At 53.6% G+C, this 25,619-nt stretch carries 27 protein-coding genes and 4 tRNA genes; all 31 read left to right on the forward strand.

Annotated features, from left to right (window positions below):
• Positions 1 to 332: 332 nt before the first annotated feature.
• The 31 genes from aroD (at position 333) to D1841_RS07450 (ending at position 25,203) form a co-directional block, all read left to right on the forward strand.
• Positions 333 to 1,094, forward strand: a complete 762-nt coding sequence (gene aroD, locus D1841_RS07300) for a type I 3-dehydroquinate dehydratase (RefSeq protein ID WP_160642556.1) — start codon at positions 333 to 335, stop codon at positions 1,092 to 1,094.
• Entirely contained in the window at positions 1,091 to 3,175 is a 2,085-nt protein-coding gene (locus D1841_RS19785; protein WP_160642555.1) for an AAA family ATPase, read from the forward strand. Before aroD ends, D1841_RS19785 begins: the two co-directional genes overlap by 4 nt.
• A 246-nt stretch (positions 3,176 to 3,421) precedes the next feature.
• Positions 3,422 to 4,204, forward strand: a complete 783-nt coding sequence (locus D1841_RS07310; protein WP_160642554.1) for a sugar phosphate isomerase/epimerase family protein — start codon at positions 3,422 to 3,424, stop codon at positions 4,202 to 4,204.
• Positions 4,205 to 4,241: 37 nt separating this feature from the next.
• A complete protein-coding gene (locus D1841_RS07315) occupies positions 4,242 to 5,129 on the forward strand; it encodes a glycoside hydrolase family 25 protein (protein ID WP_160642553.1) in 888 nt (295 codons plus the stop codon).
• Between the two features lie 33 nt (positions 5,130 to 5,162).
• Positions 5,163 to 6,098, forward strand: a complete 936-nt coding sequence (locus D1841_RS07320; RefSeq protein ID WP_160642552.1) for a glycoside hydrolase family 25 protein — start codon at positions 5,163 to 5,165, stop codon at positions 6,096 to 6,098.
• Between the two features lie 239 nt (positions 6,099 to 6,337).
• Positions 6,338 to 6,808, forward strand: coding sequence for an RNA polymerase sigma factor (locus D1841_RS07325; RefSeq protein ID WP_160642551.1), 471 nt, complete (start codon positions 6,338 to 6,340; stop codon positions 6,806 to 6,808).
• On the forward strand, positions 6,805 to 7,596 hold the full coding sequence (locus tag D1841_RS07330) for a zf-HC2 domain-containing protein (protein ID WP_160642550.1): 792 nt from the start codon (positions 6,805 to 6,807) through the stop codon (positions 7,594 to 7,596). The genes D1841_RS07325 and D1841_RS07330 overlap by 4 nt, the downstream gene beginning before the upstream one ends.
• A gap of 152 nt (positions 7,597 to 7,748) precedes the next feature.
• Positions 7,749 to 9,464 carry a phosphoenolpyruvate--protein phosphotransferase gene (gene ptsP, locus D1841_RS07335; RefSeq protein ID WP_160642549.1) on the forward strand — a complete coding sequence of 572 codons (1,716 nt, stop codon included), beginning with the start codon at positions 7,749 to 7,751 and terminating at the stop codon, positions 9,462 to 9,464.
• 499 nt (positions 9,465 to 9,963) lie between these two features.
• A complete protein-coding gene (locus D1841_RS07340) occupies positions 9,964 to 10,548 on the forward strand; it encodes a hypothetical protein (protein ID WP_160642548.1) in 585 nt (194 codons plus the stop codon).
• Positions 10,549 to 10,678: 130 nt separating this feature from the next.
• Entirely contained in the window at positions 10,679 to 11,365 is a 687-nt protein-coding gene (gene tsaA, locus D1841_RS07345; RefSeq protein WP_237076239.1) for a tRNA (N6-threonylcarbamoyladenosine(37)-N6)-methyltransferase TrmO, read from the forward strand.
• A 462-nt stretch (positions 11,366 to 11,827) separates the two neighbouring features.
• Complete coding sequence (gene glgB, locus D1841_RS07350) at positions 11,828 to 13,846, forward strand: 1,4-alpha-glucan branching protein GlgB (protein ID WP_160642547.1); 2,019 nt, start codon at positions 11,828 to 11,830, stop codon at positions 13,844 to 13,846.
• Between the two features lie 105 nt (positions 13,847 to 13,951).
• Positions 13,952 to 15,163, forward strand: a complete 1,212-nt coding sequence (locus D1841_RS07355) for a glucose-1-phosphate adenylyltransferase (RefSeq protein WP_160642546.1) — start codon at positions 13,952 to 13,954, stop codon at positions 15,161 to 15,163.
• On the forward strand, positions 15,163 to 16,275 hold the full coding sequence (gene glgD / locus D1841_RS07360) for a glucose-1-phosphate adenylyltransferase subunit GlgD (RefSeq protein ID WP_160642545.1): 1,113 nt from the start codon (positions 15,163 to 15,165) through the stop codon (positions 16,273 to 16,275). Before D1841_RS07355 ends, glgD begins: the two co-directional genes overlap by 1 nt.
• Before the next feature lie 63 nt (positions 16,276 to 16,338).
• On the forward strand, positions 16,339 to 17,766 hold the full coding sequence (gene glgA, locus D1841_RS07365) for a glycogen synthase GlgA (RefSeq protein ID WP_160642544.1): 1,428 nt from the start codon (positions 16,339 to 16,341) through the stop codon (positions 17,764 to 17,766).
• 305 nt (positions 17,767 to 18,071) lie between these two features.
• The gene (locus D1841_RS07370) at positions 18,072 to 18,335 is read left to right on the forward strand and encodes a helix-turn-helix domain-containing protein (RefSeq protein ID WP_160642543.1); all 264 of its coding nucleotides are present in this window, start codon (positions 18,072 to 18,074) and stop codon (positions 18,333 to 18,335) included.
• Positions 18,336 to 18,339: 4 nt separating this feature from the next.
• Positions 18,340 to 18,561: a hypothetical protein gene (locus D1841_RS07375; protein WP_161879940.1), complete on the forward strand. Its 222-nt coding sequence runs from the start codon at positions 18,340 to 18,342 to the stop codon at positions 18,559 to 18,561.
• Between the two features lie 59 nt (positions 18,562 to 18,620).
• Entirely contained in the window at positions 18,621 to 18,815 is a 195-nt protein-coding gene (locus D1841_RS07380; RefSeq protein ID WP_160642541.1) for a hypothetical protein, read from the forward strand.
• A 23-nt stretch (positions 18,816 to 18,838) separates the two neighbouring features.
• Complete coding sequence (locus tag D1841_RS07385; RefSeq protein ID WP_201751247.1) at positions 18,839 to 19,105, forward strand: hypothetical protein; 267 nt, start codon at positions 18,839 to 18,841, stop codon at positions 19,103 to 19,105.
• Positions 19,106 to 19,124: 19 nt separating this feature from the next.
• Positions 19,125 to 19,514, forward strand: coding sequence for a hypothetical protein (locus D1841_RS07390; protein ID WP_160642540.1), 390 nt, complete (start codon positions 19,125 to 19,127; stop codon positions 19,512 to 19,514).
• Positions 19,511 to 19,855, forward strand: a complete 345-nt coding sequence (locus D1841_RS07395) for a hypothetical protein (protein ID WP_161879939.1) — start codon at positions 19,511 to 19,513, stop codon at positions 19,853 to 19,855. Before D1841_RS07390 ends, D1841_RS07395 begins: the two co-directional genes overlap by 4 nt.
• 5 nt (positions 19,856 to 19,860) lie before the next feature.
• Positions 19,861 to 20,421 (forward strand): major tail protein, encoded by a 561-nt coding sequence (locus D1841_RS07400; protein ID WP_161879938.1) that lies wholly within the window; start codon positions 19,861 to 19,863, stop codon positions 20,419 to 20,421.
• 463 nt (positions 20,422 to 20,884) lie between these two features.
• Positions 20,885 to 20,958: transfer RNA gene (locus tag D1841_RS07405), tRNA-Gly, on the forward strand.
• A gap of 91 nt (positions 20,959 to 21,049) precedes the next feature.
• Positions 21,050 to 21,126: transfer RNA gene (locus D1841_RS07410), tRNA-Arg, on the forward strand.
• Positions 21,127 to 21,131: 5 nt separating this feature from the next.
• Positions 21,132 to 21,208, forward strand: a tRNA-His gene (locus tag D1841_RS07415).
• A 50-nt stretch (positions 21,209 to 21,258) separates the two neighbouring features.
• Positions 21,259 to 21,334, forward strand: a tRNA-Gln gene (locus D1841_RS07420).
• Between the two features lie 354 nt (positions 21,335 to 21,688).
• Complete coding sequence (locus D1841_RS19085; protein ID WP_371721578.1) at positions 21,689 to 21,979, forward strand: recombinase family protein; 291 nt, start codon at positions 21,689 to 21,691, stop codon at positions 21,977 to 21,979.
• Positions 21,934 to 22,518, forward strand: coding sequence for a KilA-N domain-containing protein (locus D1841_RS07430; protein ID WP_160642537.1), 585 nt, complete (start codon positions 21,934 to 21,936; stop codon positions 22,516 to 22,518). The genes D1841_RS19085 and D1841_RS07430 overlap by 46 nt, the downstream gene beginning before the upstream one ends.
• 338 nt (positions 22,519 to 22,856) lie before the next feature.
• A complete protein-coding gene (locus D1841_RS19790) occupies positions 22,857 to 23,000 on the forward strand; it encodes a transposase (RefSeq protein ID WP_160642536.1) in 144 nt (47 codons plus the stop codon).
• A gap of 32 nt (positions 23,001 to 23,032) precedes the next feature.
• A complete protein-coding gene (locus D1841_RS07440; protein WP_160642535.1) occupies positions 23,033 to 23,284 on the forward strand; it encodes a transposase in 252 nt (83 codons plus the stop codon).
• Between the two features lie 415 nt (positions 23,285 to 23,699).
• Positions 23,700 to 24,476 (forward strand): hypothetical protein, encoded by a 777-nt coding sequence (locus tag D1841_RS07445; protein ID WP_160642534.1) that lies wholly within the window; start codon positions 23,700 to 23,702, stop codon positions 24,474 to 24,476.
• Positions 24,466 to 25,203 carry a hypothetical protein gene (locus D1841_RS07450; protein ID WP_160642533.1) on the forward strand — a complete coding sequence of 246 codons (738 nt, stop codon included), beginning with the start codon at positions 24,466 to 24,468 and terminating at the stop codon, positions 25,201 to 25,203. Before D1841_RS07445 ends, D1841_RS07450 begins: the two co-directional genes overlap by 11 nt.
• Positions 25,204 to 25,619: the final 416 nt, after the last annotated feature.

The following is a 25,619-nucleotide window of genomic DNA, read 5'->3' on the forward strand; positions in this document are numbered from 1 at the left end:
TCGCGGGCTATTTTTCCGTCATAGCGCGCAAAGCCTGCTTGACAAACGCCAGTTTGCCTGCGCAGCCTTTATGCCCCCTGACGAAAAAATCTCTTCCGCGGTATACCACTTAGAATTATGCGGTATTGCCTTTACCTTGTACAAAAAATGATGAGGAAGTGATGTGAATATCCTATACAGGCTGGCGGGAAGATATACCGGGCCTTTGAAAAAAATGGGCTGTAAGAGAAAAGTAAGCACTTTTCGTGAGATGGAAATTGACATTTGCCCCCGCCGCCAGTATACTGTTTTATAGAGGATTATCATAACTTTACTAGGGAGTTGACCTGCCATTGAAATGGTTTGAAGCGGCGGGCCTGCGTTTTGGCCAGGGCCTGCCTAAAATATGCGTGCCGTTAACAGAAAGCCGCCTGCCGGCCCTGCTGGAGGAGGCCGCTTTTGTGCGCGCCCTGCCTGCCGATCTGTATGAATGGCGGATGGACTGCTTTGAGGAGGACGTGGGCTTTGCCCTGTCCGCCCTGAAAAGCGCCCTTGCCCCCAGGCCCCTGCTGTGTACGGTGCGCACCCAGCAGGAAGGGGGAAAAATCCCCCTGGAAGGGGAGGCCTATGAGGAGTTCCTTCTGGCCCTGCTGGAGCGGGGGGGCTTCGGGCTTTTAGATATCGAGCTTTCCAAGGGCAGGGACCGGGCAAAGCGGCTGCTGGAAAAGGCGGCGGAAAAGGGCGTTGCCGCCGTTGTTTCCCGGCACGACTTTTCCGGCACCCCGCCGGAGGAGGAAATTGCCGGGACCCTTATGCAGATGCGGGAACTGGGGCCTTGCCTGCCCAAATATGCCGTAACCCCCCGGCGCCCGGAGGATGTGCTGGCCCTTTTGGGGGCCACCCTGCGGGCCAGCAGGGAAACAGGCCCGGTTATCACCATGGCCATGGGGCCGCTGGGGAAGGTAAGCCGGGTGTGCGGGCAGGCGTTTGGCTCCTGCGTGACCTTTGGGGCAGGGAAAAGCGCCTCTGCGCCAGGGCAGTTAGGGGCGGAGGATCTGCGGGCCATCCTGGAGGATCTCAGCCCGGAAGAGCCGGGGAAGGAGGAAGCGCTGTGAAAAATGATATTGATTCCATTTTGGAATCCATGTTCCGGGGCGGCAGGCTGCATTTTAAAAGCACCGGGGAGTTAAAGCACGCCAGGCCAGCCCCGCCTGTTCCCGATAAGGGGCAGCCCCCCCTGGAGGGCGCCCTCCAGGCCCAGCAGCAGGCCGGGCAGGCCCTGGGGGCAGTGGAACAGGTAAATGACGGGCTGTCACGTTCTTTGCAGGAGAGCATCGAAAGGCTGACCCAAGAAGCCAGGGCAGACATGGAAGGCCTTCAGCGCCGGCTGGAACAGGACGGGGTGGACAATCAAGAGAGGGCGGCAAACAGCGGATCCCCTGCGGACATGGACAAAGCCTTTGACATTGCCCGGCAGGAAACGGCCCGGCAGGTGCTGGGCCAGGAGAAATTTATAGAGGCCCTTGCCCTGGCGTTCAAGCGGCCCTTTGTGGCAGGGGCCGGGAAGGAGTCCCCCCTGTGCCGGGCGGCTGTGCTGGGCGGGACGGGCACCGGCAGGCACAGCGCCATTAAGGCTATGACCGCCTCCCTGGGCAGGCAGGGGGTGCTGAAAAGCCCCAAAACCGCGGCGCTGGACCTATCAGCCTACCATACCCCTGGCATGGAAAAGCTTTTTGTGCAGGATTTGTACGCGGCCCTGAAAGGCGGGGCAGCGGCCCTGCTGTTTGAAAACTATGAAAAGTGCCATCCCTCTGTGCTGTCCATGGCTTCCAGCCTGTTCCGGCAGGGGGAAGTGGCCCTGCCCGGGCGGTATGTGGAGCAGAAGGGGATTTTGGCAGACATCGGCACAGCCCTGGCCCCCGGCGCGGTTTCCACCCTTTCCGCAGGGGGGAAATACCTGTTTTTGGTGGCGGGCAAAAGCGAGGCCGGGCTGGGGGACGCCTTTGGCGCGCCCTTCCTCTCGGCCCTGGACGACGTGCTGTATACAGAGGACTTCACCCGGGAGGCCCTGGGGCAGATAGCGCAAAACGCCCTTCTGGAGCTGCGGAGCCGGGCGGAGAAGCAGCTTTCCCTTGCCCTGTCCTTTGGGGAGGCGGAGAAAGAGGCCCTGGCAGGGGTATACACCCCGGCCCAGGGCGCGGGGGCCATTGACAATGAGGCCCAGCGGCTCTATAAGGCCTATAGTGAAGAAAAGCTGCGCAAGTCCATCACTGGCCCCTGGCAGGGGCGGCTTGCGGCTAAGGACGGGGCTTTAAGCGCGTTTTATACCTGGGAGGGCGGGGAAACAGAGGTGCGCCTGCCCGGCACAGAGGGCCTGGGGGTGCAGCAGGCGGCTTTGGAGCAGGTGAAAAAGGAGCTGGAGGAAATTGTGGGCCTTGGCCCTGTGAAGGACTATATCCTCTCCCTGGAGGACAACTTCAAAATCCAGCAGATGCGCAAGGCCCGGGGCCTGAAGGCGGACTCCCCTTCCATGCACATGATTTTCACCGGGAACCCCGGCACCGGCAAAACCACCATGGCCCGGATTGTGGCCCGGTATTTAAAGGCCATCGGCCTGCTTTCCGGCGGGCAGCTTGTGGAGGTGGCCCGGGCGGATCTGGTGGGCCAGTATGTGGGGCACACCGCCCCCCTGACCCAAAAGGCCATACAGGCTGCCCTGGGAGGCGTGCTGTTCATTGACGAGGCTTACGCCCTTTACAGGGGCAAGGACGACAGCTTTGGCCTGGAGGCCATTGACGCCTTAGTAAAGGGCATGGAGGACAACCGGGAAAGCCTGGTGGTCATCCTGGCAGGGTATTCCCGGGAGATGGAGGAGTTTTTAACGGCAAACTCCGGCCTGCGCTCCCGGTTCCCCCATATCATTGAGTTCCCCGATTACAGCCCGGAGGAGCTGTGGGAGATTACCCAGGGCATTGTGAACGGGAAGGGATACCGGATGGACGAAGCCTGCAAGGCGCCGCTGCTCCAGTATTTTGAAAGGATGGGGCAGAACGGGGAACGGGACAAAGGCAACGGGCGCATGGCCCGGAACAAGGTGGAGCAGGCGGTTATTGCCTGTTCCCGCCGGAACATGAAGGAGCCGGAGGAAAAGCGGGATCTGGAACTGCTCCTGCCGGAAGATTTCGATTTGGAATAGCATAAGGAAAACGGGCGGGGCAAAGCTTCCGGCCCGTTTTTTGCAGGGAAAACATGCTGCGCGGCGGAAAATATACAAAAAGTTTCCAAAATGAACGTGCCCCGCCAACTATTGCATATTGCACTTTCGACAGTTTTCCTGTATAATATACGATATACTGCATACTGCGAAAATTGGGGCATTTTGCGGCCCCGCAGGACGGGGCAAGGCAATTTGCCATATCTGGCTGCAAGAGGAGGGTGTCCTGTGCTCTCAATTTTTGACTGGTTTGGCTACAGGCTGACCATGGAGGAGCGTTACCGCCTGATTAAAAAGGCGGGCTTTTCCGGGGTAATGATATTGTGGGGGCACCGGCTGGGCCGGGGGATGGATTTCCGCCTGGCCCCGGAAATCGCCCGGGACGCGGGCCTTTTTGTGGAAAACCTCCATGCGCCCACAGAGCTGCAGCATGCCTTGTGGGAGGAGGGCCTTTCCGGGGAGGAAGCGGCGGAATGCTATCTGTCCTGCCTGGAGGACTGCAAGGCGGCAGAGGTGCCCGCCATGGTGCTGCACCTGCCCGGGGATGACTTTGCCCCCACAGAGCAGGGCCTTAAAAGGCTTTGGCGCTTGGTGGAGCGGGCGGAGCGGCTGGAGGTGAACGTGGCCCTGGAAAACCTGCAGAACCTGAAAAACCTTGCCTGGGCCTTCCAGCAGATAGATTCCCCCCGGCTAGGGCTGTGCTATGACTGCTGCCACCATTATAATGACGCGCCGGAGGAGGACTTGCTGGGAATGTACGGCGCCAGGCTGATGGCCCTGCATTTGCACGACAACGGCGGCGCCAGCCGGAGCTGCTGCATTCAGCACCGCCTGCCCTTTGACGGGGACGTCCCCTGGGCCAGGGTGATGCAGGCCATCGCCGCCACAGGCTATAAGGGCGTTACCGCCCTGGAGCCTATGTATTGGGATTATCAGGAGCTGCCGCCGGACGTTTTCCTGTACAGGGCCTTTGAAAAGGCCAAGCACCTGGACAGCCTGCGGGGGCGGTAAATTCCCTGCGCAATTGGGGAAAGGAGGCACGCGCAATATGGGAGATACAGGCAGAAAAACTTTGTTCCTGGGGGCCACAGCCCTGCTGGTGGTGGTGATTATCGTTATTTCCGCTGTGATGCTGGCCCGGGGGCCGCGCACCAGCTCGGTGGAGCTTTTGGAAAAGGACGGGAACACCGCCAAAGTGAACGATATGTACGAGGGGGACATGACTATCCCCTATTATGATATCCGCACAAGCAACTACAACCCGGAGGACTTCGAGGAGAAAAACGGCGTGGTCACCTACGCGGGGGACTCCTTTGTGGGCATTAACGTCAGCCAGAAGGCCGGAGAAATAGACTGGAACGCTGTGGCGGAAAGCGGCGTGGAATTTGCCATGATCCGGGTGGGATACCGGGGCAATGACAAGGGCCGCATCTCCCTGGACAGTAACTTCGAGGCGAACATTACAGGGGCCACAGAGGCAGGCCTGCCTGTGGGGGTATATTTCTATTCCAAGGCCGTTACAGACACGGAGGCTGAGGAGGAGGCAAATTTTGTGCTGGAGCAAATCCGCCCCTACCAGATGACCTACCCGGTGGCAATCTTTTGGGAATATGACCGCAAGGACAGCGGGGAGGTGGACGAGAAATCCCGCACCGTGCGCTGCAACGGCGACCAGGTGACAGGATTCATCCAGACCTTTTTAAAGAAAATCAAGACTGTAGGCTATAAAACCGCTTTTTACGCGGACAAGAAAATGGGGTATGAAAGCCTGGATTTGTCCCGGCTGACAGATCACGACATGTGGTACGCGGAGTACCAGCCGGCCCCCAGCTTCTATTACGACTATAAAATGTGGCAGTATACCAAAGACGGGGAGGTGCCCGGCATCAGCAAGCCGGTACCCATCACCATCAGCCTGAAGGAATATAAGCCCTGAAGGACTAAAACTTGCAAACAGAAAGGAACGCTTATGGCAACACAAAAAAGACGGCCCCCCTCCCGGCGCGCCGTCCTGCTGAGAAAATACCGGAAGTGGCTGCTTCCCGCGGCCTGCGCCCTGGTGGCCCTGCTGATTATCGGGCTTTCCCTCTTTTACATCCTCCGCTTTGCCGAGCCGGAACCAGAGCCGCCCGCCTCCTCCCTCATCCCGGAGAACATGCTCCAGGTGGAGGATATCTATGAGGGCACCCGGCTTATCCCCAAGTTTGACCTGCCGGTGTGCCAGTATGAAAGGGAAAAGTTCAACGACGTGGGCCGCTTTGTCCGGTATGAGGACGGCAAGGCCCTGATGGGCATCGACGTTTCCGAGTTCCAAGGGGATATTGACTGGGCACAGGTGAAAGCTTCCGAGCAGGTGGATTTTGTGATCATCCGCCTGGGATACCGGGGCATGACCCAGGGCCTGCTGGTGACGGACGAGTGCTTTGAGAAAAACTACCAGGGGGCTGTGGACGCGGGCCTGCCCGTAGGGGTTTATTTCTTCTCCCAAGCCATTACGGAAGCCGAGGCTGAGGCCGAGGCGGACTATGCCCTTTCTGTGCTGGACGGGCGCGGCCTTGATTACCCCATTGCCTTTGACTGGGAGCCGCCTGTTCCCGGGGAAAACCTGCCTGCCGAGGATCTCAGGGCTTATAACGCGCAAGGGGCCGATGTGGCCCGCTTTGGCGCGGCCTTCTGCAAGCGGGTGGAGGAAGGGGGCTATAAGCCCTGCTTTTACTCCAACAAAAACATGATCTATAAATTTTTCGATATGGACGCTGTAAAGGACTATCCCATCTGGCTGGCAGAGTATCAAAGGGAGCCAAGCCTGTATTACAATTTCCGCATGTGGCAGTATTCCGACCAGGGCACCATCCCGGGCATCAGCACTACAGTGGATTTAAACATCTGCTTTGAGCCGTACTAACGTATGGAGGAGGAAACCCCCGGCACCGCGCCGGGGGTTTCCTGTATGAACGGCTGTGCCCTGCCTGAAAAGATTAGTGTGAAAAATGCAGAGAAGGGAACGATACCGGGCACAAAAGGCTGAACTTTCATCTCTTTTTGTGCGTATTCTGGTTCGCATGGCGATTTTCATGTTTTTTCCAAAAAGACTTGTAACGAAAAGGCTTTTTGCCGGTCTAAAAGACAAAGGGGGCGGGGAAGATGAAGGAGTTTGACCAGGTGTATACCGAATATTTTGAAGCGGTATACGGCTGCATTCTGAAGCTGAGCCACGATCCGGATTTGGCGGAGGAGGCCACTCAGGAGGCCTTCTTTAAGGCCCTGCGGAAAATCGGCAGCTTCCGGGGAGAGTGCAGTATGGGGGCATGGCTGTGCCAGATTGCCAAAAACACCTATTTCTCCCTGCTGGAAAAGCACAGGCGCACCAAGGCCCTGCCGGAGGACGCCCCCGACCCCTTTGATATGGAAAGCCGCTTTGCCGACAAGGAGCAGGCCCTGGCCATCCACCGGGTGCTCCACACCCTGGAGGAGCCGTACCGGGAGGTGTTCTGGCTGCGGGCGCTGGGAGAACTGCCCTTTGCCCAGATAGCCGCCCTGTTCGGCAAAACGGAGAGCTGGGCCAGGGTGACCTACCATCGGGCGAAACTGAAAATAAAGGAGGAATTATCGTGAAACTGCCCTGTTCCATTATACGGGATCTGCTGCCCCTGTACCACGACAGCGTGTGCGCCCCGAAAACCGCCGCCGCCGTGGAGGAGCACCTTGCAGGCTGCGAGCCCTGCCAGGAGGTTTATCACAATTTGCAGGATGAAAAAAAACTGGCCCTTGTGCCATTGGCCCCGCCCCCCGGCGTTTCCGCCTTGCAGCGGGTGAAACGGCGGATCCGCATGAAATATATGCTGGTTGCCCTGTCCGTCCTGCTGGTGGTGGGAGGGGCGGCTGCCGGGGTGATGGTGTTGCTGAACGTTATCACGGTGGATTTCCCTGTTGACGACTTGCTGGACGTGCAGTTTACCACGGAATGGGGGGACGGTACGCCCATTGACAGCGCACTGCGGCTGACCTTTTCCGAGGATTCCCCCCAGGTGGGGCTGAACTGCAAGGCCGTTCCCCTAGACGAGAGCCGGGAGGATACAGAGTGGGCGCTTTTAATAAGCCGGCGGGCGACCTTGGGGCATATGCTGCTGGCAAAGCTGCATTTGATGGACTATCGGAACTCGGGGCCGAATTTATACTACCTGGATCTGGACTGGACATTTTATGCGCCGTATGCCTCCTTTTATGGCATAGATCCGCCAAAGGAAGAATGGGGAAATTTTATTTCCAAGGCGTACTATTTCGAGGATTACGACATGATGAACCATGTAAGCTTCGGGCTGCCGCCGGAAGAAATCAAACAGGCTGTGCAGGATTATGGCACGCTGGTATGGGAGCGGGACAAAGACCCTGCGGCAAAGTGAAGAAGGCCCTTCGGGGCCTTTTTTCTTTGTTTTTTTCTTGTCTCTTTTTCCCAAAGAACCGGGATTTTCCGGCTTGCATTTTGGAGGAGAATCCAGTATAATATCCCATATAGTATGATACCGTTCCGCAGGACTAGAAAGGGGGCAGAGGTATGCTGCAAGGGATTGCCGCTTCGGACGGCATTGGTTTAGGCAGGGTAATGCTTTTGGAGGAACACAGCCTTGTTTACAGCGACCTGCCCCCGGCAGACCCCAAGGCGGAGCTGCTGCGCTTCCAGGGGGCCATGGAAACCTTTTGCAAGAATACGGCAAAGCAGGCGGAGCTGCTGCGCCGATCTGCCGGGCACAAGGAGGCCCAGATCCTCTCCTCCCACATCCAGATGGTTTCCGACCCCTATTTCCAAGGGGAGATTGAAAAGCGCATTGCAGAGGGCCAGCGGGCCGAGGCGGCGCTGGATCAAATCTGCCAGCTCTTTATCGCCATGTTCTTAGCTTCCGGGGACGATATGACCCAGCAGCGGGCCGCAGATATCCGGGACATCCGCACAGCGCTGCTGTGCGTGCTGCTGGGCCTGAAGGAAATTGAGGTGACAAAGGCCCCCAAGGGCACAGTGCTGGTGGCAAAGGAGATTTCCCCTTCTGTGGCGGCGGGGATTAACCCGAAAAACATTGTGGGCATTGTAACGGAAATCGGCGGCAGGACTTCCCACTCCGCCATTCTGGCCCGGGCCTTGCAGGTGCCGGCTGTGCTGGGCCTGCCCGGATCCACCACCCTTTTAAAGCCCGGCTCCTTTGTCATTGTGGACGGCACCGAAGGCCAGGTAATCCCTGAGCCGGACGGGGAAGTGGTGCAGGCATACCGCCAGCGTCGGGCGCGGTTTTTGCGGCGCAGGCGGCAGCTTAACAAGCTCCGGGGCGCGCCCACCCAAACAGCCAGCGGGGAAACCTACGGGCTTTACTGCAATATCAGCAAGCCCGAGGACGCGGAGAAGGTGCTGGAGGAGGACGGCGAAGGCGTGGGCCTTTTCCGCACGGAATTTCTCTTTATGGACAGGGAAAGGCTTCCCGGGGAGGAAGAGCAGTTTGCCGCCTATAAGCGGGCGGCGGCAGTCCTGGGGGACAGGCCCCTGACCATCCGCACCCTGGATTTAGGCGGGGACAAGGCCCTGCCTTACCTGAACATGCCCAAGGAGGAAAACCCCTTTTTGGGCCTGCGGGGCATCCGGTACTGCCTGCAGCACCCGGAAATTTTATACACCCAGCTCCGGGCCGTCCTCCGGGCCAGCGCCTGGGGGAATGTGCGGCTGATGTTCCCTCTCATCTCCACCCCGGAGGAGCTTTGGGCAGGCCGCGCCCTGCTGGAAAAGGCTAAAGTGGAGCTGACTGCCCAGGGCATGGCCTTTGACCCCCACATTCCTGTGGGCATTATGGTGGAAACCCCGTCTGCCGCCCTTTTGGCGGATGTGCTGGCCCGGGACGCGGACTTTTTCAGCATCGGCACCAACGACCTGACCGGCTACATGCTGGCCTGCGACCGGAACAATCCCCAGATTTCCGGCATGTTTTCTTCCCTCCAGCCCTGTGTCCTGCGGACTATACGGCACATTGTCCAGCAGGCGCACGCCCATCATATCCCGGTGGGCATGTGCGGCGAAGCCGCCGCCGACGCCCTGATGGCCCCCCTGCTGCTGGCTTTCGGCCTGACAGATTTCAGCGTGGCCCCAGCCTCTGTCCTGACAGTGCGCAATTTTATTTCCCACTGGTCTTTGGCGGAAGCCCGCCTTGCGGCAGAAGCGGTGATGGCCATGGACACTGAGGAGGAAATCAGCCGCTATCTGCGCCAGCGCCCGGAAACCCAGCCCCTGTAAACACAGGTTGCTCTTCCGGAACAGGCATGGAGGGAAAAAGCCTGCTGCCCGTTCAGGAACCGCCCGGCGCGGCGTTGCGGCAGCGCCGGGTTTTGCATGTGGAGAAATTCTAGAAAATTTTCAGGAATAACCTGTTGCCTTATTTCTGCTCTCTGCTGTCTAAATCAGGTATACAGCAGGCGGCGGGGCTTTGTCCCTACGGGAAAGCGGCTTGACTTTCCCCGGGATTTTGTGCTATTATAAATTCGCGTACTATATTCTGCTTTTTTCTGGTTTCCCCTGCAGAATCCGGCGGTATTCCCGCCGGCCTTGCCTGTAACTATACGCAAGGAGAAACGGCCTATAAACGGAGGATAAACGCTTTGCTGGCAGAAGGGGAGCCTTCCGGAAAACCGGAGGGCGGCCCGGGCGGCAGGAAAGGTTTTGGGATAAATTTTATCAAAGCTGGGAGCAGGCCCTTTCTGGCGCCGCCCTCTAGCCGGAAAGGAATGGAATGTTTATGAAAAAGCTTATGGTATGGATGCTGGCGGCTCTGCTGGCCCTGGCCCTGTGCGCCTGCGGCGGCAAAGACGAGGCGGAAAGCTCTTCTGCTTCGCCCAGCCCCAGCCCTAGTGCCAGCCCCAGCCCCAAGGCAAGCCCCTCTGTAAAGCCCAAGGCCAGCAAAAGGCCAAAGGCAAGCCCCAAGGCCAGCAAGAAGCCTTCCTCTTCGTCCCGGCAGGAGAAGGAGGAAGAAAAATCCTCTTCTGAGGAGAGCAGCGAGAGCAGCCAGCGCCCCAGCCAGGGCGTGGAAGGCACCCCTCCTCCCGGCGCGATAATTGAGCCGGCGGATACCCCCGCCCCGGACTTTACGCCGGAACCTCCTCCTGAGTCCACCCCGGAACCGATTCCTTCGCCGCCGGACATTTCCTCTTATATTGGCGGTAGCCTGGGGGCCTTTACCAGCGTGTATGGCGTCCCCACCAGCAGTTCCTATACCAGCAGCAGTATGGGCACCGGCGAGGACGGTATTTTGGCCATAGGCGGCTATACAGTGTATACTTACCGGGATGAAACTGGCTATGAGTATATAGTGGATATTGGCTGAGGCCGGAAGATTTTGAAACAGCAGAACCCTTTGAAATGGGCAGGGCTTGGCCCTGCCCATTCTTAAATTGCATTCAGGGATTTGGCATTTCCCGGGAAAGAGAGCGGAGACGGCAGAGGGAGGAGTGCGTATGGAAACAGTAGAAATGCGGGTGGTGGCCCGGGCGCGCAGCGGCTTCTCTGTAAAATTCGGAATTCCCCGGCAGAGCGGGCTGGTGGAGGCCCTGCGGGCGCAAATCGTTTTTGAGCCGGAGTTCCGCTCTCCCGAGGCCCTCCGGGGACTGGAGGGCTTTTCCCATCTGTGGCTGCTGTGGGAGTTTTCCGCAAACCGCCGGGAAAGCTGGTCGCCTACCGTGCGCCCGCCCCGGCTGGGAGGCAACCAGCGGGTGGGGGTGTTTGCAAGCAGATCCCCCTTCCGGCCCAGCCCCATTGGCATGTCCTGCGTGACCCTGGAGGGCATCGATCTTTACACCCCGGAAGGCCCTGTCCTCACAGTGGGCGGCGGGGATCTGCTGGACGGCACGCCCATTCTGGACATCAAGCCCTATGTGCCCCTTTCCGACTGCCGGCCCCAGGCCAGAGGGGGCTTTTCCGACGATCACCGGGCAGACAGGCTTTCTGTGGACTTTCCCCCGGCGCTGCTTGCAAAGGTGCCGGAGGAGCTGCGGGAAGCCCTTTGGGGCATTTTAGAGGGGGATCCCCGCCCTGGCTATCATAATGACCCGGAACGGGTGTATGGCCTGCCTTTTTCCGGCCTGGAGGTGAAGTTTGCCGTGGCGGAAGGGGTGCTGCAGGTGAGGGCGGTGGAACAGGAATAGACTGCAGAAAAAGGATGCCGCAAGCGCTTTTGCTTGCGGCGTTTCTGCTTTCGCAGGGGGATTCAGCTCAAAGGGTTTGAGAATCCGCCGCTGGGTTATAATAGAGATCGCATATCTCTTTTGAACTACCTTAACTGACAGGCTTCGGGGCAAAAATGTGCTATAGTTAACGCAGCTCAAAAGAGGCAGCAGCTTTTTTGAACCAGTGGCGATGCCGCATGTTTGGAAAGTGGGCTATACCGGTTTTCAAGTGCGTTTACTATAGGACAAAAGGGGCTTTGCCTGCGGGGAGGGGAGAGCCGCTGCCTGGATTTAGCAGCTATATTGGGAAATGGAGACAAAGTTTTCAGAAAACTACACCAAGTTTTTAATCAAATTACTAAAAACTACTTGAAATTTTTCCAAAATATGATATGATAGTACCAAACAACCCGGTGATACCGGAATAAGGAGTATGGCGCAATGGATAGTGATAAGCTTACAGCCCCTGATAAACTGAAAATACAAGAGGAAAATCTTCCCCTTTACCTGTTCCGCGGCGGGAAAAACCGCCGCGCCTATGAGTATATGGGCCTGCACAAGTCTGTGAAGGACGGCAAGCCCTGCATGGTGGCCCGGGTTTGGGCGCCTAACGCCAAAGCTGTGTCTTTAGTGGGAAATTTCTGTAATTGGGATGCTGCCAAATACCCCCTGCAGCGCCTGGACGACGGAGTGTGGGAGGGCTATACAGACTTTGAGTTTGCTCCCTATGAGCTGTATAAATTTTATATCAAAACAGCAGGGGGAGAGGATGCCTACAAGGCAGACCCCTATGCCAGCCACTGCGAAACGCGGCCCGGCACGGCCTCCCGGTGGTATGACCTGGAGGGGTATCAGTGGCACGATAAGTCCTGGTATGACCAGAAGGCCCGAAGCCCCCACTATAACCAGCCAGTGAATATCTATGAGGTGCATGCCGGATCCTGGCGCAAATATGCGGATGGCAGCGTGTTCTCCTATGAAAAGCTGGGGGATGAGCTGATTCCCTATGTGCGGGATATGGGCTTCACCCATATTGAGTTCATGCCCCTGACGGAATACCCGTATGACGGCTCCTGGGGCTACCAGGTGATGGGATATTTTGCCCCCACCTCCCGGTATGGCACACCCCATGACTTTATGCGCTTTGTAGACCGCTGCCACGAGGCGGGCATCGGCGTGATTATGGACTGGGTGCCCGGGCACTTCCCCCGGGACGCGGCTGGCCTTGCCAAATTCGACGGCACCCCCTGCTATGAATATGCCGATCCCAGGAAGGGCGAGCACAAGGAGTGGGGCACCCTGGTGTTCGACTATGGCAGGCCTGAGGTCATAAGCTTCCTCATTTCCAGCGCTGTGTTCTGGCTGAAGGAATACCACATAGACGGCCTGCGTGTGGACGCGGTGGCCTCTATGCTGTATCTGGACTACAACCGGCGGGATGGGGAGTGGGTGCCCAACAAGGACGGCGGCAAGGAAAACCTGGAGGCCATCGCTTTCCTCCAGGCCCTGAATGAAGCTGTGTTTGCCGAGATACCCGACCCCATGATGATTGCGGAGGAATCCACCTCCTGGCCCATGGTGTCAAAGCCCGCCTACCTGGGGGGCCTGGGCTTCAACTACAAGTGGAACATGGGCTGGATGAACGACATGCTCCGGTATATGTCCATGGATCCCCTGTTCAGAAGCGGCAACCACAATTCCCTGACCTTTTCCTTCTTCTATGCCTTTTCTGAGAACTTTGTGCTGCCCATCTCCCACGACGAGGTGGTGTACGGCAAAGGTTCCCTTATCAATAAGATGCCCGGGGACGATGAGATGAAGGCCGCCGGAATGCGGTGCTTTGTCAGCTACATGATGGCCCATCCTGGGAAGAAATTACAGTTTATGGGGACAGAGTTTGCCCAGAAAAACGAGTGGAATTTTGAAAAGGAGCTGGAGTGGGGCCTGCTCCAGTATAAGGAGCACCAGGATGCCCAGAGGTTCTTTAAAGCTGTGAACCACTTCTATCTCAGCCGCCCGGAGCTGTGGGAAATCGACTTCTCCTGGGAAGGCTTTGAATGGATATCCAATGACGACTACCAACAGAGCGTTATTGCCTTCCGCCGCAAGGCAAAGGACGGCAAGGAGCTGGTGGCTGTGTGCAACTTTGTGCCGGTGCAGCGGGAGAACTACTGCATAGGCGTGCCCTTCCGGGGCGTGTGGGCCGAGGTGTTCTCCTCTGACGCCAAGGAGTTTGGCGGGGAGGGCGTGACAAACGGCAGGAAAATCAAAACTGTGGACGAGCCTATGCATGGCTGCCAGCAGAGCGTAAGCCTGACCCTGCCGGGAAATTCCGTGTTCTTCCTGGAGTGCGTGGAGAAAATCCCCAAAAAAGAAAGGCCCGCGGCATTGCCCGTCCCCCAAAAGCCAGAGGCAAAGCAGGCGCCCAAGCCACGGGCGGCGGGGGTGCAGGCCCCCTGATAGGGGACTGCTGCGGTCAGGCAAAGCGCATGTTTTTTACCGTTTTGGAAACAGGGCTTTTTATACAGGCAATAAATAAAATATATGATTTAGGAGGACAAAGAAATGTTACCCAAACAAGAGGTTGTGGCCATGCTGCTTGCAGGCGGCCAGGGCAGCCGGCTGGGGGTGCTGACGAAGGATATCGCCAAGCCCGCCGTGCCTTTCGGAGGGAAATACCGCATCATCGACTTCCCGCTGTCAAACTGCGTCAATTCCGGCATTGAGACGGTAGGCGTGCTTACCCAGTACCAGCCCCTGGAGCTGAATGAATACATCGGCAGCGGGCAGCCTTGGGATCTGGACAGCATGAACGCCGGCGTACATGTGCTCTCTCCCTATGAAAAGCGGAAAAAGACCGACTGGTATAAGGGCACTGCCAATGCCATCACCCAGAATATCCCTTTTATCGAGCGGTATAACCCGGATTATGTGGTGGTGCTCTCCGGCGACCATATCTATAAGATGGACTATTCCAAGATGATTTCCTTCCATAAGGAAAAGGGCGCGGCAGTGACAATTGCCGTACAGCCTGTGCCCATGGAAGAGGCCAGCCGTTTCGGCATCCTCAACACCAATGAGGACGATTCCATCTATGAGTTTGACGAGAAGCCCAAGAAGCCCAAGTCTGACTTAGCCAATATGGGCATTTATGTGTTCACCTGGGAGAAGCTGCGCAAGTTCCTCCTGGCTGACGATGAGGATCCCAAAAGCTCCAATGACTTTGGCAAGAACGTGCTGCCCGCCATGCTGAACGCTGGCGAGAAGATGTTTGCCTATCGGTTTGAGGGCTACTGGAAGGATGTGGGCACCATTGACAGCCTGTGGGAGTCCAACATGGATCTGCTGGATCCCAACGTGCCCCTGGATTTAAGCGACGCCGACTGGCGCATCTATTCCCGCAACCCGGTTATGCCTCCTCACTATGTGGCAAAGGGCGCCCATGTGCAGAACTCCCTAATTGCAGAGGGCTGCAACGTGTACGGGCAGCTGGAGTTCTCTGTGTTGTTCGCAGGGGTGTACGTAGCCCCCGGCGCTGTGGTGACGGATTCCATCGTCATGCCCGGCGCAAGGATAGAGGAGGGCGCCCATGTGCAGTATGCCATTGTGGCGGAAAATGCTGTGATAGGCCCTAACTCTGTTGTAGGCAAGCGGCCCGAGGAAGTGGAAAACAAGGACGAGTGGGGCGTGGCTGTAGTAGGCCCGGACTGCAAGCTGCCCGCAGGCAGCGTGGTGCCCCCCAAGGCTATGATCGATGCTGAGGAGGTGGAGAAATAATGCGCGGCAATGAAGTTATTGGCATCCTTTTTGCCTATGTGCATGAGGAGCGTGTGCGGGAGCTGACCCAGAACCGGGTGATGGCTTCCATCCCCTTTGGCGGGCGCTACCGCCTGGTAGACTTCCCTTTGTCCAACATGGTAAACTCCGGTATGAACAAGGTGGGCGTCATTACAGAAGAAAATTACCAGTCTTTGATGGATCATTTAGGCTCCGGCAAGGCGTGGAACCTTTCCCGCAAAAGCGAGGGCCTGTATATGCTGCCTCCCTTTGGGGCAGACACCCGGCGCACAGACGGGAAAATTGAGTCTTTGGCCTCTATCATGCGTTTCCTGCAGAATTCCCACGAGGAATATGTGCTTTTGTCCGACTGCGACACGGTTATGAATATTGATTACCGGGATGTGTTCAAGTTCCACACCGAGAAGCAGGCAGATATTACGGTGATTTACCGCCATGGCATGTCCCCTGACACCGACAAGAATGTGGTGTACACAGTGGATCCCGAAGGCGTGGTGCGGGATATGCTCATTAAGCGGGGCAGCGATGCCGACTGCAATTACGCGGTGGGTATGCGCCTGATGAAGCGCGACTTGCTTATCAACCTGGTGCAGGACTGCATGAGCCGGAACCTCTCCGACTTTGACAGGGATTTAATGCAGCGCAACCTGGGGGATCTGCGTATCTGCGGCTATGAGTACACAGGCGCCGCCTATACCATTACCTCCTTCAGCAGCTATTTCAACGCCAACATGGCCCTGATGGATCCCAAGGTGCGCAGCTCCCTGTTTATCCCTGACCACCCCATCTATACGAAAGTGCGTGACGAAATGCCCGCCCGCTACGGCTTAGGCTCCTCTGCCAGCAATTCCATTATTGCGGACGGCTGCATTATTGACGGCGAGGTGGAGAACTGCATTCTCTTCAGGGGTGTGAAGGTGAAGAAGGGCGCGAAGCTGAAGAACTGTGTGATTATGCAGAACTGCGTCATCGGCGAGAACACCAAGCTTGACTATGTGGTGGCGGACAAGAACGTGACCTTTGCTGACAACCGCACCATGGCTGGCTACCAGACATATCCCGTCTATGTGGCCAAGGGCGGGCAGGTATAATCCTGCTCTCTCCCAGCGGGCAAAGACTTTTTACCAATTGACGTAAGAAAGGAAGATTTCCGTATGAAGGTTCTGTTTTGCGCCAGTGAAGCCCTCCCGTTTTCCGCGTCCGGCGGTTTGGCTGATGTAGCCGGATCCCTGCCCCAGGCTTTGCGGCAGAGGCTGATTGGCTGCCGTGTGGTAACGCCTCTGTATGACTGCGTCCCCCAGGAGCTGCGGGACAACATGAAGTTTATCACCAGCATCAGCGTGCCGGTGGCTTGGCGGCGGCAGTACTGCGGCATTTTCGAGGCCAAGATTAACAATGTAATTTATTATCTCATTGATAACCAGTATTACTTTAAGCGCAACAGCCTCTACGGGCATTTTGATGACGCGGAGCGCTTTGCCTTCTTCTCCCGGGCCATCCTGGAGATGCTGCCCTATGTAGATTTCAAGCCGGACATCATCCAGGCCAACGACTGGGAAACCGGCTTGGTGCCTGTTTACTATCGGCTGTTCTATGCCAACAACGAGTGGTATTCCGGCATAAAAACCTTGTTTACCATTCACAACATCCAGTATCAGGGCCAGTATGGCAAGGAAATCCTGGAGGACGTGTTTGGCATACCGAATTATGAGAGCCAGCTTTTGGAGTTTAACAAGGACGTGAACCTGATGAAGGGCGCTATCGAGTGCTCCAACTGGGTGTCCACTGTAAGCCCCTCTTATGCCCAGGAGATTTTGGATCCCTGGTTTGCCCATAAGCTGGATCCCATCCTGCGGGAGCGTTCCTGGAAGCTTTCCGGCATTTTGAACGGCATTGACACTGTAAACTATGATCCGGAGACAGATCCGGCCCTCTTTGCGAATTACAGCCAGAAGGATAAGAAAAATAAGGCTGTGAACAAGGAAAAGCTGCAGGAACGGCTGTGTATCAATGTAGATCCGGACGTGCCCCTCATTGGCATGGTCACCCGGCTGGTGTCCCACAAGGGCTTGGATCTGGTGAAAGATGCTGTGGACAATATTATGGAGTATTCCAATGCGCAAATCGTAATTTTGGGCAGCGGTGATTTAGAATATGAAAACTACTTCAAGTGGATGCAGGAGAAGTATCCCGGCAGGTTTGTGCTGTGCTTGGGCTTCGTGCCGGAGCTGTCCCGGAAGATTTACGCGGCCTCTGACATTTTCCTCATGCCCAGCAAGAGTGAGCCTTGCGGCCTCTCCCAGATGATAGCCCTGCGGTATGGCTCTATCCCTGTAGTGCGGGAAACCGGCGGCTTGAAAGACTCCATCGCTGACAGCGGGGATGGAAAGGGCAACGGCTTCACCTTCCTCACCTATAATGCCGGGGATATGCTCAATTCCCTGCACAGGGCCATTTATGCATACAACTCCGACAAGGAGGGCTGGGGTGTTCTGGTAGACCGGGCTATGGGCTGCGACAACAGTTGGGGCAAGTCTGCTGGAGAATACATCCGCCTGTATAAGGAAATTTTGAAAAACTAAGCGTATACCAGATCCCCTTTATTTTGCCGGGAAAGCTGTAAAAAGCTTTCCCGGCTCTTTTTTTCTTGGGCAGTGCTGTGTAACGGAAAATTCCGGCCGCATATATACGCCGTGGAATGCTGCACACCCTGTCCCACCCCATTTCCAAAATGTCAAGATGAATTATGATATCTGCCTTAGAAACGTAGGTTGTAATATTAAATGCGAAAGAACACGAAGCCCCCAAAGCGGGGCGGGACAGTTCTTCCGCATTTATTTTTTTTATACCATGAAGCGCGGAAAATGTCAATAAGAGAGGTGAAAGCATGGCGGGGAAGTATAAATACCTGACGTTTGAGGATCGGCAGAAAATCGAAGTGTGGCACGCCCGCGGGGATCGCCCGCTTGAAATGGCCGCGCGGCTGGGCGTACATACGGCGACGATCTACAACGAGTTAAAGCGTGGTTACGTTGGGGAGCTGGACAGCAAGCAAAGGGAAATCTACAAAGCGGAGCGGGCGCAAGCAACCGTTCAAGAGCATTTCAAGCGGCGGGGCCGGACGGCGGCAACGGCTGGGAAGGGAGGTTAAGACCGTGACAGAGTATGAACGGATCACGCAAAGCCCGCAGGCGTTGGCGGCATTTCTTCGGGAATTGCCCGTAATAGAAGCCCCGTGGGATCGGGCTTTCCAGAAGCAATATTGCGCCGGGTGCGCCGCCACAGATTGCGACGCTTGCCCGAATGAGGCGTGCCGGAATAATCCGGCGTGGTGGCTGGCGCAGGCGGCCACAGAAGAACGGGGGCGTTCAGAATGAGCATTTGCCGGGGGTGCGGGTAAGAAATCGACTGGATCAGGACGGGTGCCGGAAAGAATATGCCCGTTGATCCCGCGCCCGTCTTTGTGATTGAAGGCGGCGGGAATGACCGCTTTGTAACGGACGAAGGGGAGGTTATCACCGGACGCGTTGCCCGTCCGGAAGAGGAAAGCCGCGATCTTCCCGTTGCTTTCGTGCCGCATTGGAAGACTTGCCAGAACGCCGGGGACTTCCGGCACAAGCGGCGGGCATAAGCAGAGAAAGGAGCTATTCAAACATGGAATACAAAATAACAACCGCTTTGTGCCGTGGGTGGTTCAAAGGGACGATCGGGAAATACTCTTATTCCGCGAAAGTATATGACACGCCTTCGCGCTTCGGGATCAATCACGGGCGGGTTAGCAAGCTGGCGATCTATGACGAAGACAAACGGCGGCGCGAAGGTTGGGAAGCGGCCTGCATTGTCAACTATGATCGCGGGTGGGACGTTCGGCCAAAAGATAAAGAAGCGAAAGACGTTTTGAAAAGCCTGCTTCCCGAATGAGCCGAAGGAAACGCGAACGGTGCTTTTCGGCAACAAGAAATCCGTAGGCTATTCGGAGTTTTACAAAGCCGCAGTTGCGGGCTATGCCGCGGAATTGAAGGTTGACGTATACACGGAAGCGGAAATCCGAAGCACCTTTCACAGCGGCAGAGTAACGGGCGATCTTGCAAGTTCTATCAAAGCAACGTCCGTCAAGAAGAAGGACAGCACGCAATACGTGGAGGTATACCCGCAGGCGACAAACCGCCGCGGGGAGCGTAACGCCACGGTGGGATTTGTCCACCAATACGGGCGATCCAATATGCCCGCGCGCCCGTGGTTCACAAGCGCGAATGAGAAGGCCGCGGGAGAGGTACAAGAGGCAATGCGGCAGGAATGGGAGAAACAGCAAGGAGGCGGGGCCGAATGATTGACACCGTGGACGCGCTGGTAAAATCCACGCTTACCGCCCTTTGCCCGAATGCGGAACGCCAGCTTTACCGCGGGAAAGCTGGCACGTTCTTCACATATCAGCTCGTTTTGTCGCAGGACAGAGACGCGGCAGAAGACGAAATGCAGGGGACGGAATATATTTACCGCGTTGACCTTTATTCAAAGCGGGATTATATAGCCTTGTTGCGCCGGACGAAGCAGGCGTTGAAGGCAACGGGCTTCTATGGGATCGTGATTGATCCGGAAACCTACGAAACGGACACAGGCTTTTACCACGTTCCCATTGAATGCAGATACTACGAAAAAACGGAGGTATAAAAACTATGGCAACTATTGGTTTGCGCGATCTTTACCGTGCGCCGATCACGGTTGACGAAAGCGGCAAGGAAATATATGGAACGCCCGTGCGCATGGCGAAGGCCATTAGCGCGGAAATGTCCGTAGAGGTGGCCGAAGCCATTTTGCACGCCGACGACGGCGTTGACGAAGTGGTGAAGGAGTTTGTTTCCGGGGAGCTGAAACTGAACGTAAACGATCTTATGCCCGCCGATCTTGCCGCCCTGTTGGGGCAGACGCAGGACGCGGACGGCGTGGTATACGCAGGAGAGGAAGACGATCCCCCGTATATGGCAATCGGATTCCGCGCGAAGAAGGCCGACGGAATGTATAAATACATTTGGCTTTACAAGGTGAAGTTCGCTATTCCGTCCGAGAAGTACCAGACAAAGGGGGACGGAATCGAATTTGTCACGCCGGAAATCACGGGGCAGTTTATCAAACGCCCGGATGGGCGGTGGAAGGCTGAACACGTGGCCGTTCCCACGGAAGCGGCGGCGGCAAGCTGGTTCAGCGCGGTTCGGGAGCCGAAAGAAGACGCGGCCTAAAATCTGAAAAGGAGGAACGGGGAAGCCCCTTCACGGGGGCTTCCCCCCATTTTGTTATGAGCGCGATTAAAGACGGGCGTTTGCCGATCGTCCTTGACAAAGAACAAAGGGCGTATTCCTTCGCCTGACGAACGCGGACTTGCCGGAAAAGCCGAAACGCAAGCGGCCATATCACACAGTTAAAACAGTGAAGCGCGCCGAAAGGTAGATGTCAAGCGCGCGGAAGGCTGGATTGCCAACTATCCGCGCAAAATATTAGGTTGGAAAACGTCTGAAATGATCTTTCGTGCCGCCGTCGCCGCCCTCTGAAAAAAACATTTCAAATTTTTTCGCATTTGCTCTTGACATTTCCGATATCTGCCTTAGAAAAACTTCTTGACGAATTCTTTCCCCTGTGCTATAATAATAAACACATTCGGGGAAGGCCTGTGGCCTGTTCGCAGTAGTATTTGCTGTGTAATGTGCGGGTGTAGTTCAATGGTAGAACCCCAGCCTTCCAAGCTGGTCGTGTGGGTTCGATTCCCATCACCCGCTCCACTTCCGTATCAGCAGGATGCTGAAAAATATTTTAGTGCTGAGAGGGGCCTTGAAAGTTAAGGCCAGGAATGTTTTCATTCCTTTATTTTATGCGCCAATAGCTCAGCTGGATAGAGCAACTGCCTTCTAAGCAGTAGGCCAGGGGTTCGAGTCCCTTTTGGCGCGCCAATATGGTGGATGTAGCTTAGCTGGTTAAAGCGCCAGATTGTGGCTCTGGAGACCGAGGGTTCGAATCCCTTCACCCACCCCATACATAAACGCGGAGTTTAATTCTCGTAATTAGGCTCCGTGTTCCCATATTGGGCTGTCGCCAAGCGGTAAGGCAACGGACTTTGACTCCGTCATCCCGTGGGTTCGAATCCCGCCAGCCCAGCCAAAAGGAGACAAAAGCATTTTGGAGGCTTTTGTCTCCTCTTTTTGTGCCCTAAAATTCCATTGCAGAAATAAAAAGCGTGGATAGCGTCATAATTCGCGCTTTTTTGTTCTTAAATATACAAGAATCGCATGATAAGCCACTAATAATCAGGTTCAGCAGGATAAAATGGCACAATCAATTCTACTAATTTGTAGGTTCTACTTGAAAATGCTTGAGTAATCGAATATAATGTAAGAAAGGAAGATAATCGTGAAGTTGTCCCCATTGGAATCAAAAATCTTCGGCAAAGTATGCTATGGCTTTCGGCGTGACAGGAACAAGAGAGTAGAAACAGTTGAGCAGGAAGCCGAAACTGTGCGGGAGATATTCGCCCTTTGCCTGTCAGGAAACAGTTTGGAGAAGATTCAAGAGCATTTGTGCAAGCAAGGTATTCCTTCTCCATCCGGGAGAACAGTGTGGAGCCGTGATGTCTTGAACAAACTGCTAAACAATTACAAGTACACGTTTGGCATTATCGACCATGCCACTTACATGGCTGTGGAAGAAATGAAATCAAAGCGGTGCAGAAATCCCAATCGGAATATCGAGGACGATGAAGAATGGAACGAGCAAGTCAATCTGAGCTACTATGGGCCTATGCGATAACGAGAGATGAGTATGCCAAGAGGCTAAGTGAAAAATCGCTGCTCAAAGCGGAAGACCTGGAGTTTATACGAGACCGTATCTTTGAACTTATCAATCGTGGAGAGGCCAACATACATGACCCGAAGGAGAATCAAAGGCTTCAAGCGGTTGTAGAAAAGTATTTGTATCCAGCAGATGACTATATCTCACTGACAGATATCGCAAAGCGCTTTGATTCAGGGAGCCCAAGCTATGTGATTCAAAGCTGGCTGCGCAGTAGGAATACAATCGCATTCCTGGGCCAGTGGGAAAGAGAAAACAATCCCAATTTTGACGAGCAGGCTTTTCAGCAATTAATTGTTGACGTACGCTCCCCATCCTACACCTTGACTCCTGCCAGATGGATTGAAAGAGTAAGTGCTATTGGAATTATCTCCAGGCGAGGGAAAAACGGTGGCACTACGGCCCATCCTTTCATTGCTTGTGATTTTGAGATGTGGGGCGACGCACTATTTAGGCGTGATGTTATTAGCCAGCTTATTAAAGACAAAAAATTTTAGGAACTATACCACAAGATTCCGGTTCACTATATTGAGAAGGAACACTCTTTGCCAGGGAAAAAGCGTATTGATAAATTGCATTGTGAGATAGAATTTCAGTAATGATTTGATTCTGTTACAGAATGGAGGCCAATTTCTTTTGTTGAAAAGGGAAGCACGACTTTTTTCTCTATAGTCTGTTTTAAAACTCATCTATTGCGTACAAAACGACGAAGTGATGGAATAGAGCACATGAAGAGACATGAAATCAGTGAAGGGCAATGGAATAGGATCAAGGACATGTTTCCTCCTGAGAGAAACCCCCAGGGAGGCCGGCCCGGCAAAAGCAACCGTAAAATATGCTCAACACAATTTTGTATTGGCTGGACACCGGGGTACCGTGGCGGGATCTGCTGGAACGGTTCGGGCTATGTCAAGGCGTGTACAGCCGGTTTCGGACATGGACGAAACCGAAGTATGAAAAGATATCTTCACAGCCCTGATTGAGCAGAATTTGCTGGACGAGGCGACGCTGATGCTTGACAGCACCACGACTAAGGTCCACCAACACGCCAGCGGGAATAAAAAAAGGGGATATCACGAGGAAACCGGGCGGAGCAGGGGAGGCTTGACCACGAAAGTCCATGCGGTAACGGAGGGGCTTGGGAATCCATTGCGCTTTTTGCTCTCCAGCGGAAACCGCAGCGATATCTGTATAACACAGGCTCTGCTGGATTCTTTTGATCTGAACGGTAAACCCATACTGGCAGATAAAGGCTACGATTAGTTTGTACGTTGGCTAGAGGAACGGGGCGGAAGCGTGGTGATTCCAAGCAGCATTACTTCCAACTGCTCAGAAAAACGGACGTACACATATATAAAGAGCGCTATTTGGTGGAAAATCTGTTCCTTAAACTCAAAACAATCGCCGCTTTGCTACCAGACACGAAAAGAACGCTCCTTATTTCCATGCTGTTGTTTTCCTCGCCATCCTCGTTTGGTTACTTTGAGGGTTTCAAAACAGACTCTAGGAATGATTTCTATAGCGCTCCAGATAGTATCGAGGTGTTTGATCACCTGTAATCTGATGCTTTTGCCACCCATTATTTTTATAATAATATTTTCAATTTTCTCCAAGAAATTATTCTAAGGTATTTCAACCCCAAATTCATAAAATCTTCACAGAGCGAAGGAGATAATATATGAAAGAATATTTGCAACCAATAAATTCATCCTTATTGACGATAGAAAAACTATTTCCTCCTGAGGAAAAAGAGAGAAAGTTTGACAAAGTTATATCATTTTTTAAAGCAATGGCTTCGGGCACACCTTGGGGAGTATTAGGACAAGCTATTGAAACAACAGGAAATGTTCTCAGTGTAATAAGTTCTGGTAAGCAACGTGTGCAAACAGTAAAGTATGTAAAAGACGCGTATGAAGCCAAACTTCTGGCTGAAGAAGAAATGGCTAAAATACAAGAACGCGGAAGATCAATGACTTTATATATCGAAAAATCATTTCAAGCTGAGGTGGATTCTCTTAGTAAAAGGCTAATTTTGGAATCACATCGTTTGGATTTGCAACATGAAGAAAGAATGACAAGTATTAGAAACGAATATGAACTTGATGTCTTAAAAATAAATTCTTTTGCAAAGCAGGAACTTAATCAAATTAATAACGCATATGCAAAAATCATAAGGCGCAATGAAATGTATTGTTTCTTATATCGACAATATCTGAAGTTTTTAAGTGATAGTAAAACGACTCCAAGTGATATGATAGCAGAAATTAGTAAAAGATCTATGGACATTATTGAAAAAGCAATAATGGTTCCTAATACCAACCTCGCAGCTTTTTCGGCTGGACTTGATGGTGTCAAAAATATGCTTGAATTTCTCGGACATCCAGATACATTCTTCATTTCATTCGATAAATTCATTTCTCAAAAAGATAAAATGGAGGGATTCTGTGGTGATTAAATGGATGATTATTTTTATCATTCTACTTGTGCTAGTTGTGATATTTCTTTATCGACTTGGAAATCATTCAGATCATAGGGATTCTGATCGATATTTGTACAATCTTAATAATGATGCGTCCTATAGAAAAGGTGTATATCGGCAAATTAATGCTAGTTTCAGACCCTATATTGAGAACCTATATAAAAATATTGATAGATTGTTAGAGAAAGCAAAAAATCTTGATAATGAAGCAAACCAAACACAGTACAATTATATGGTAAACATTCTGAACAAGGCAAACGATCTTGAAGCACAGATTAGAAGCTATTGGAATTCCAGTAAATTTAATAAGGATTTTGCATATTATATTGGACTGCACTACGCCTCTCATTTATTGGCTGGAGCCATAAAAACTGAGCAGCAAAGAATAAAAAGCACTTTTGTATCATGCAAAAATAGGCAAGATTTGTGGAGCAAAAAAATTGATGTAGCTAAAAGACAGCAAGAACGATTGCATGGTAAGCAGAGGAGCAAATTGTCTGCAGAAATTGGTGAGATGTGCAAAGTTCATAAGAACATTTCAATCCTCAAGGGTAGAATAGGGGCTATAAATACACAATATAACAATCGTGTTACTCAACAAAATATTGAAACCGCTAAAAGAAGAGATTTTATTGGTGCTAATTTTGGCCTTCGCGGAAAGAAATGGCGAGATAAGATTATGGCAAAGCATTCAAAAGCATAAATAAATTGTTGAAAGCAAATAAATTTTGTGGGTAAGCTAACGTTGTGAAGTTCTCCGCTTTATGCACTTTCATAATGTCCAAGCATTTTCGAGTGTTTGTTCAAGTTTTCTGATTGTACATAAGACTGTTTTTTCAATAATGATACTATCCCTCATACTGATTATCTAAGTAACTATTCTAGAAGCAGGTTATGCAGTAACCCTATCCGGCTATAATCTGGAACCACCTATTCAAAATGGAGAGGTTGTGTTAGTAAAGAAAGTAGATTGTCTAAAACACAATGGCATAGGAATATTTATTTATTATTGACGGATTTAGGATTTTGAAAGGGTGTTAAATTGGGCAATGTCATTAAGTTAAAGGTATAAAAGAGCAAAATAAGAAAAAAGCATAAAAAAGGCTTGACAAATGGGAA

Origin of the sequence: Neglectibacter sp. X4 (assembly GCF_009917365.1) — a bacterium.
In the GTDB taxonomy this organism is placed as follows: domain Bacteria; phylum Bacillota; class Clostridia; order Oscillospirales; family Acutalibacteraceae; genus Acutalibacter.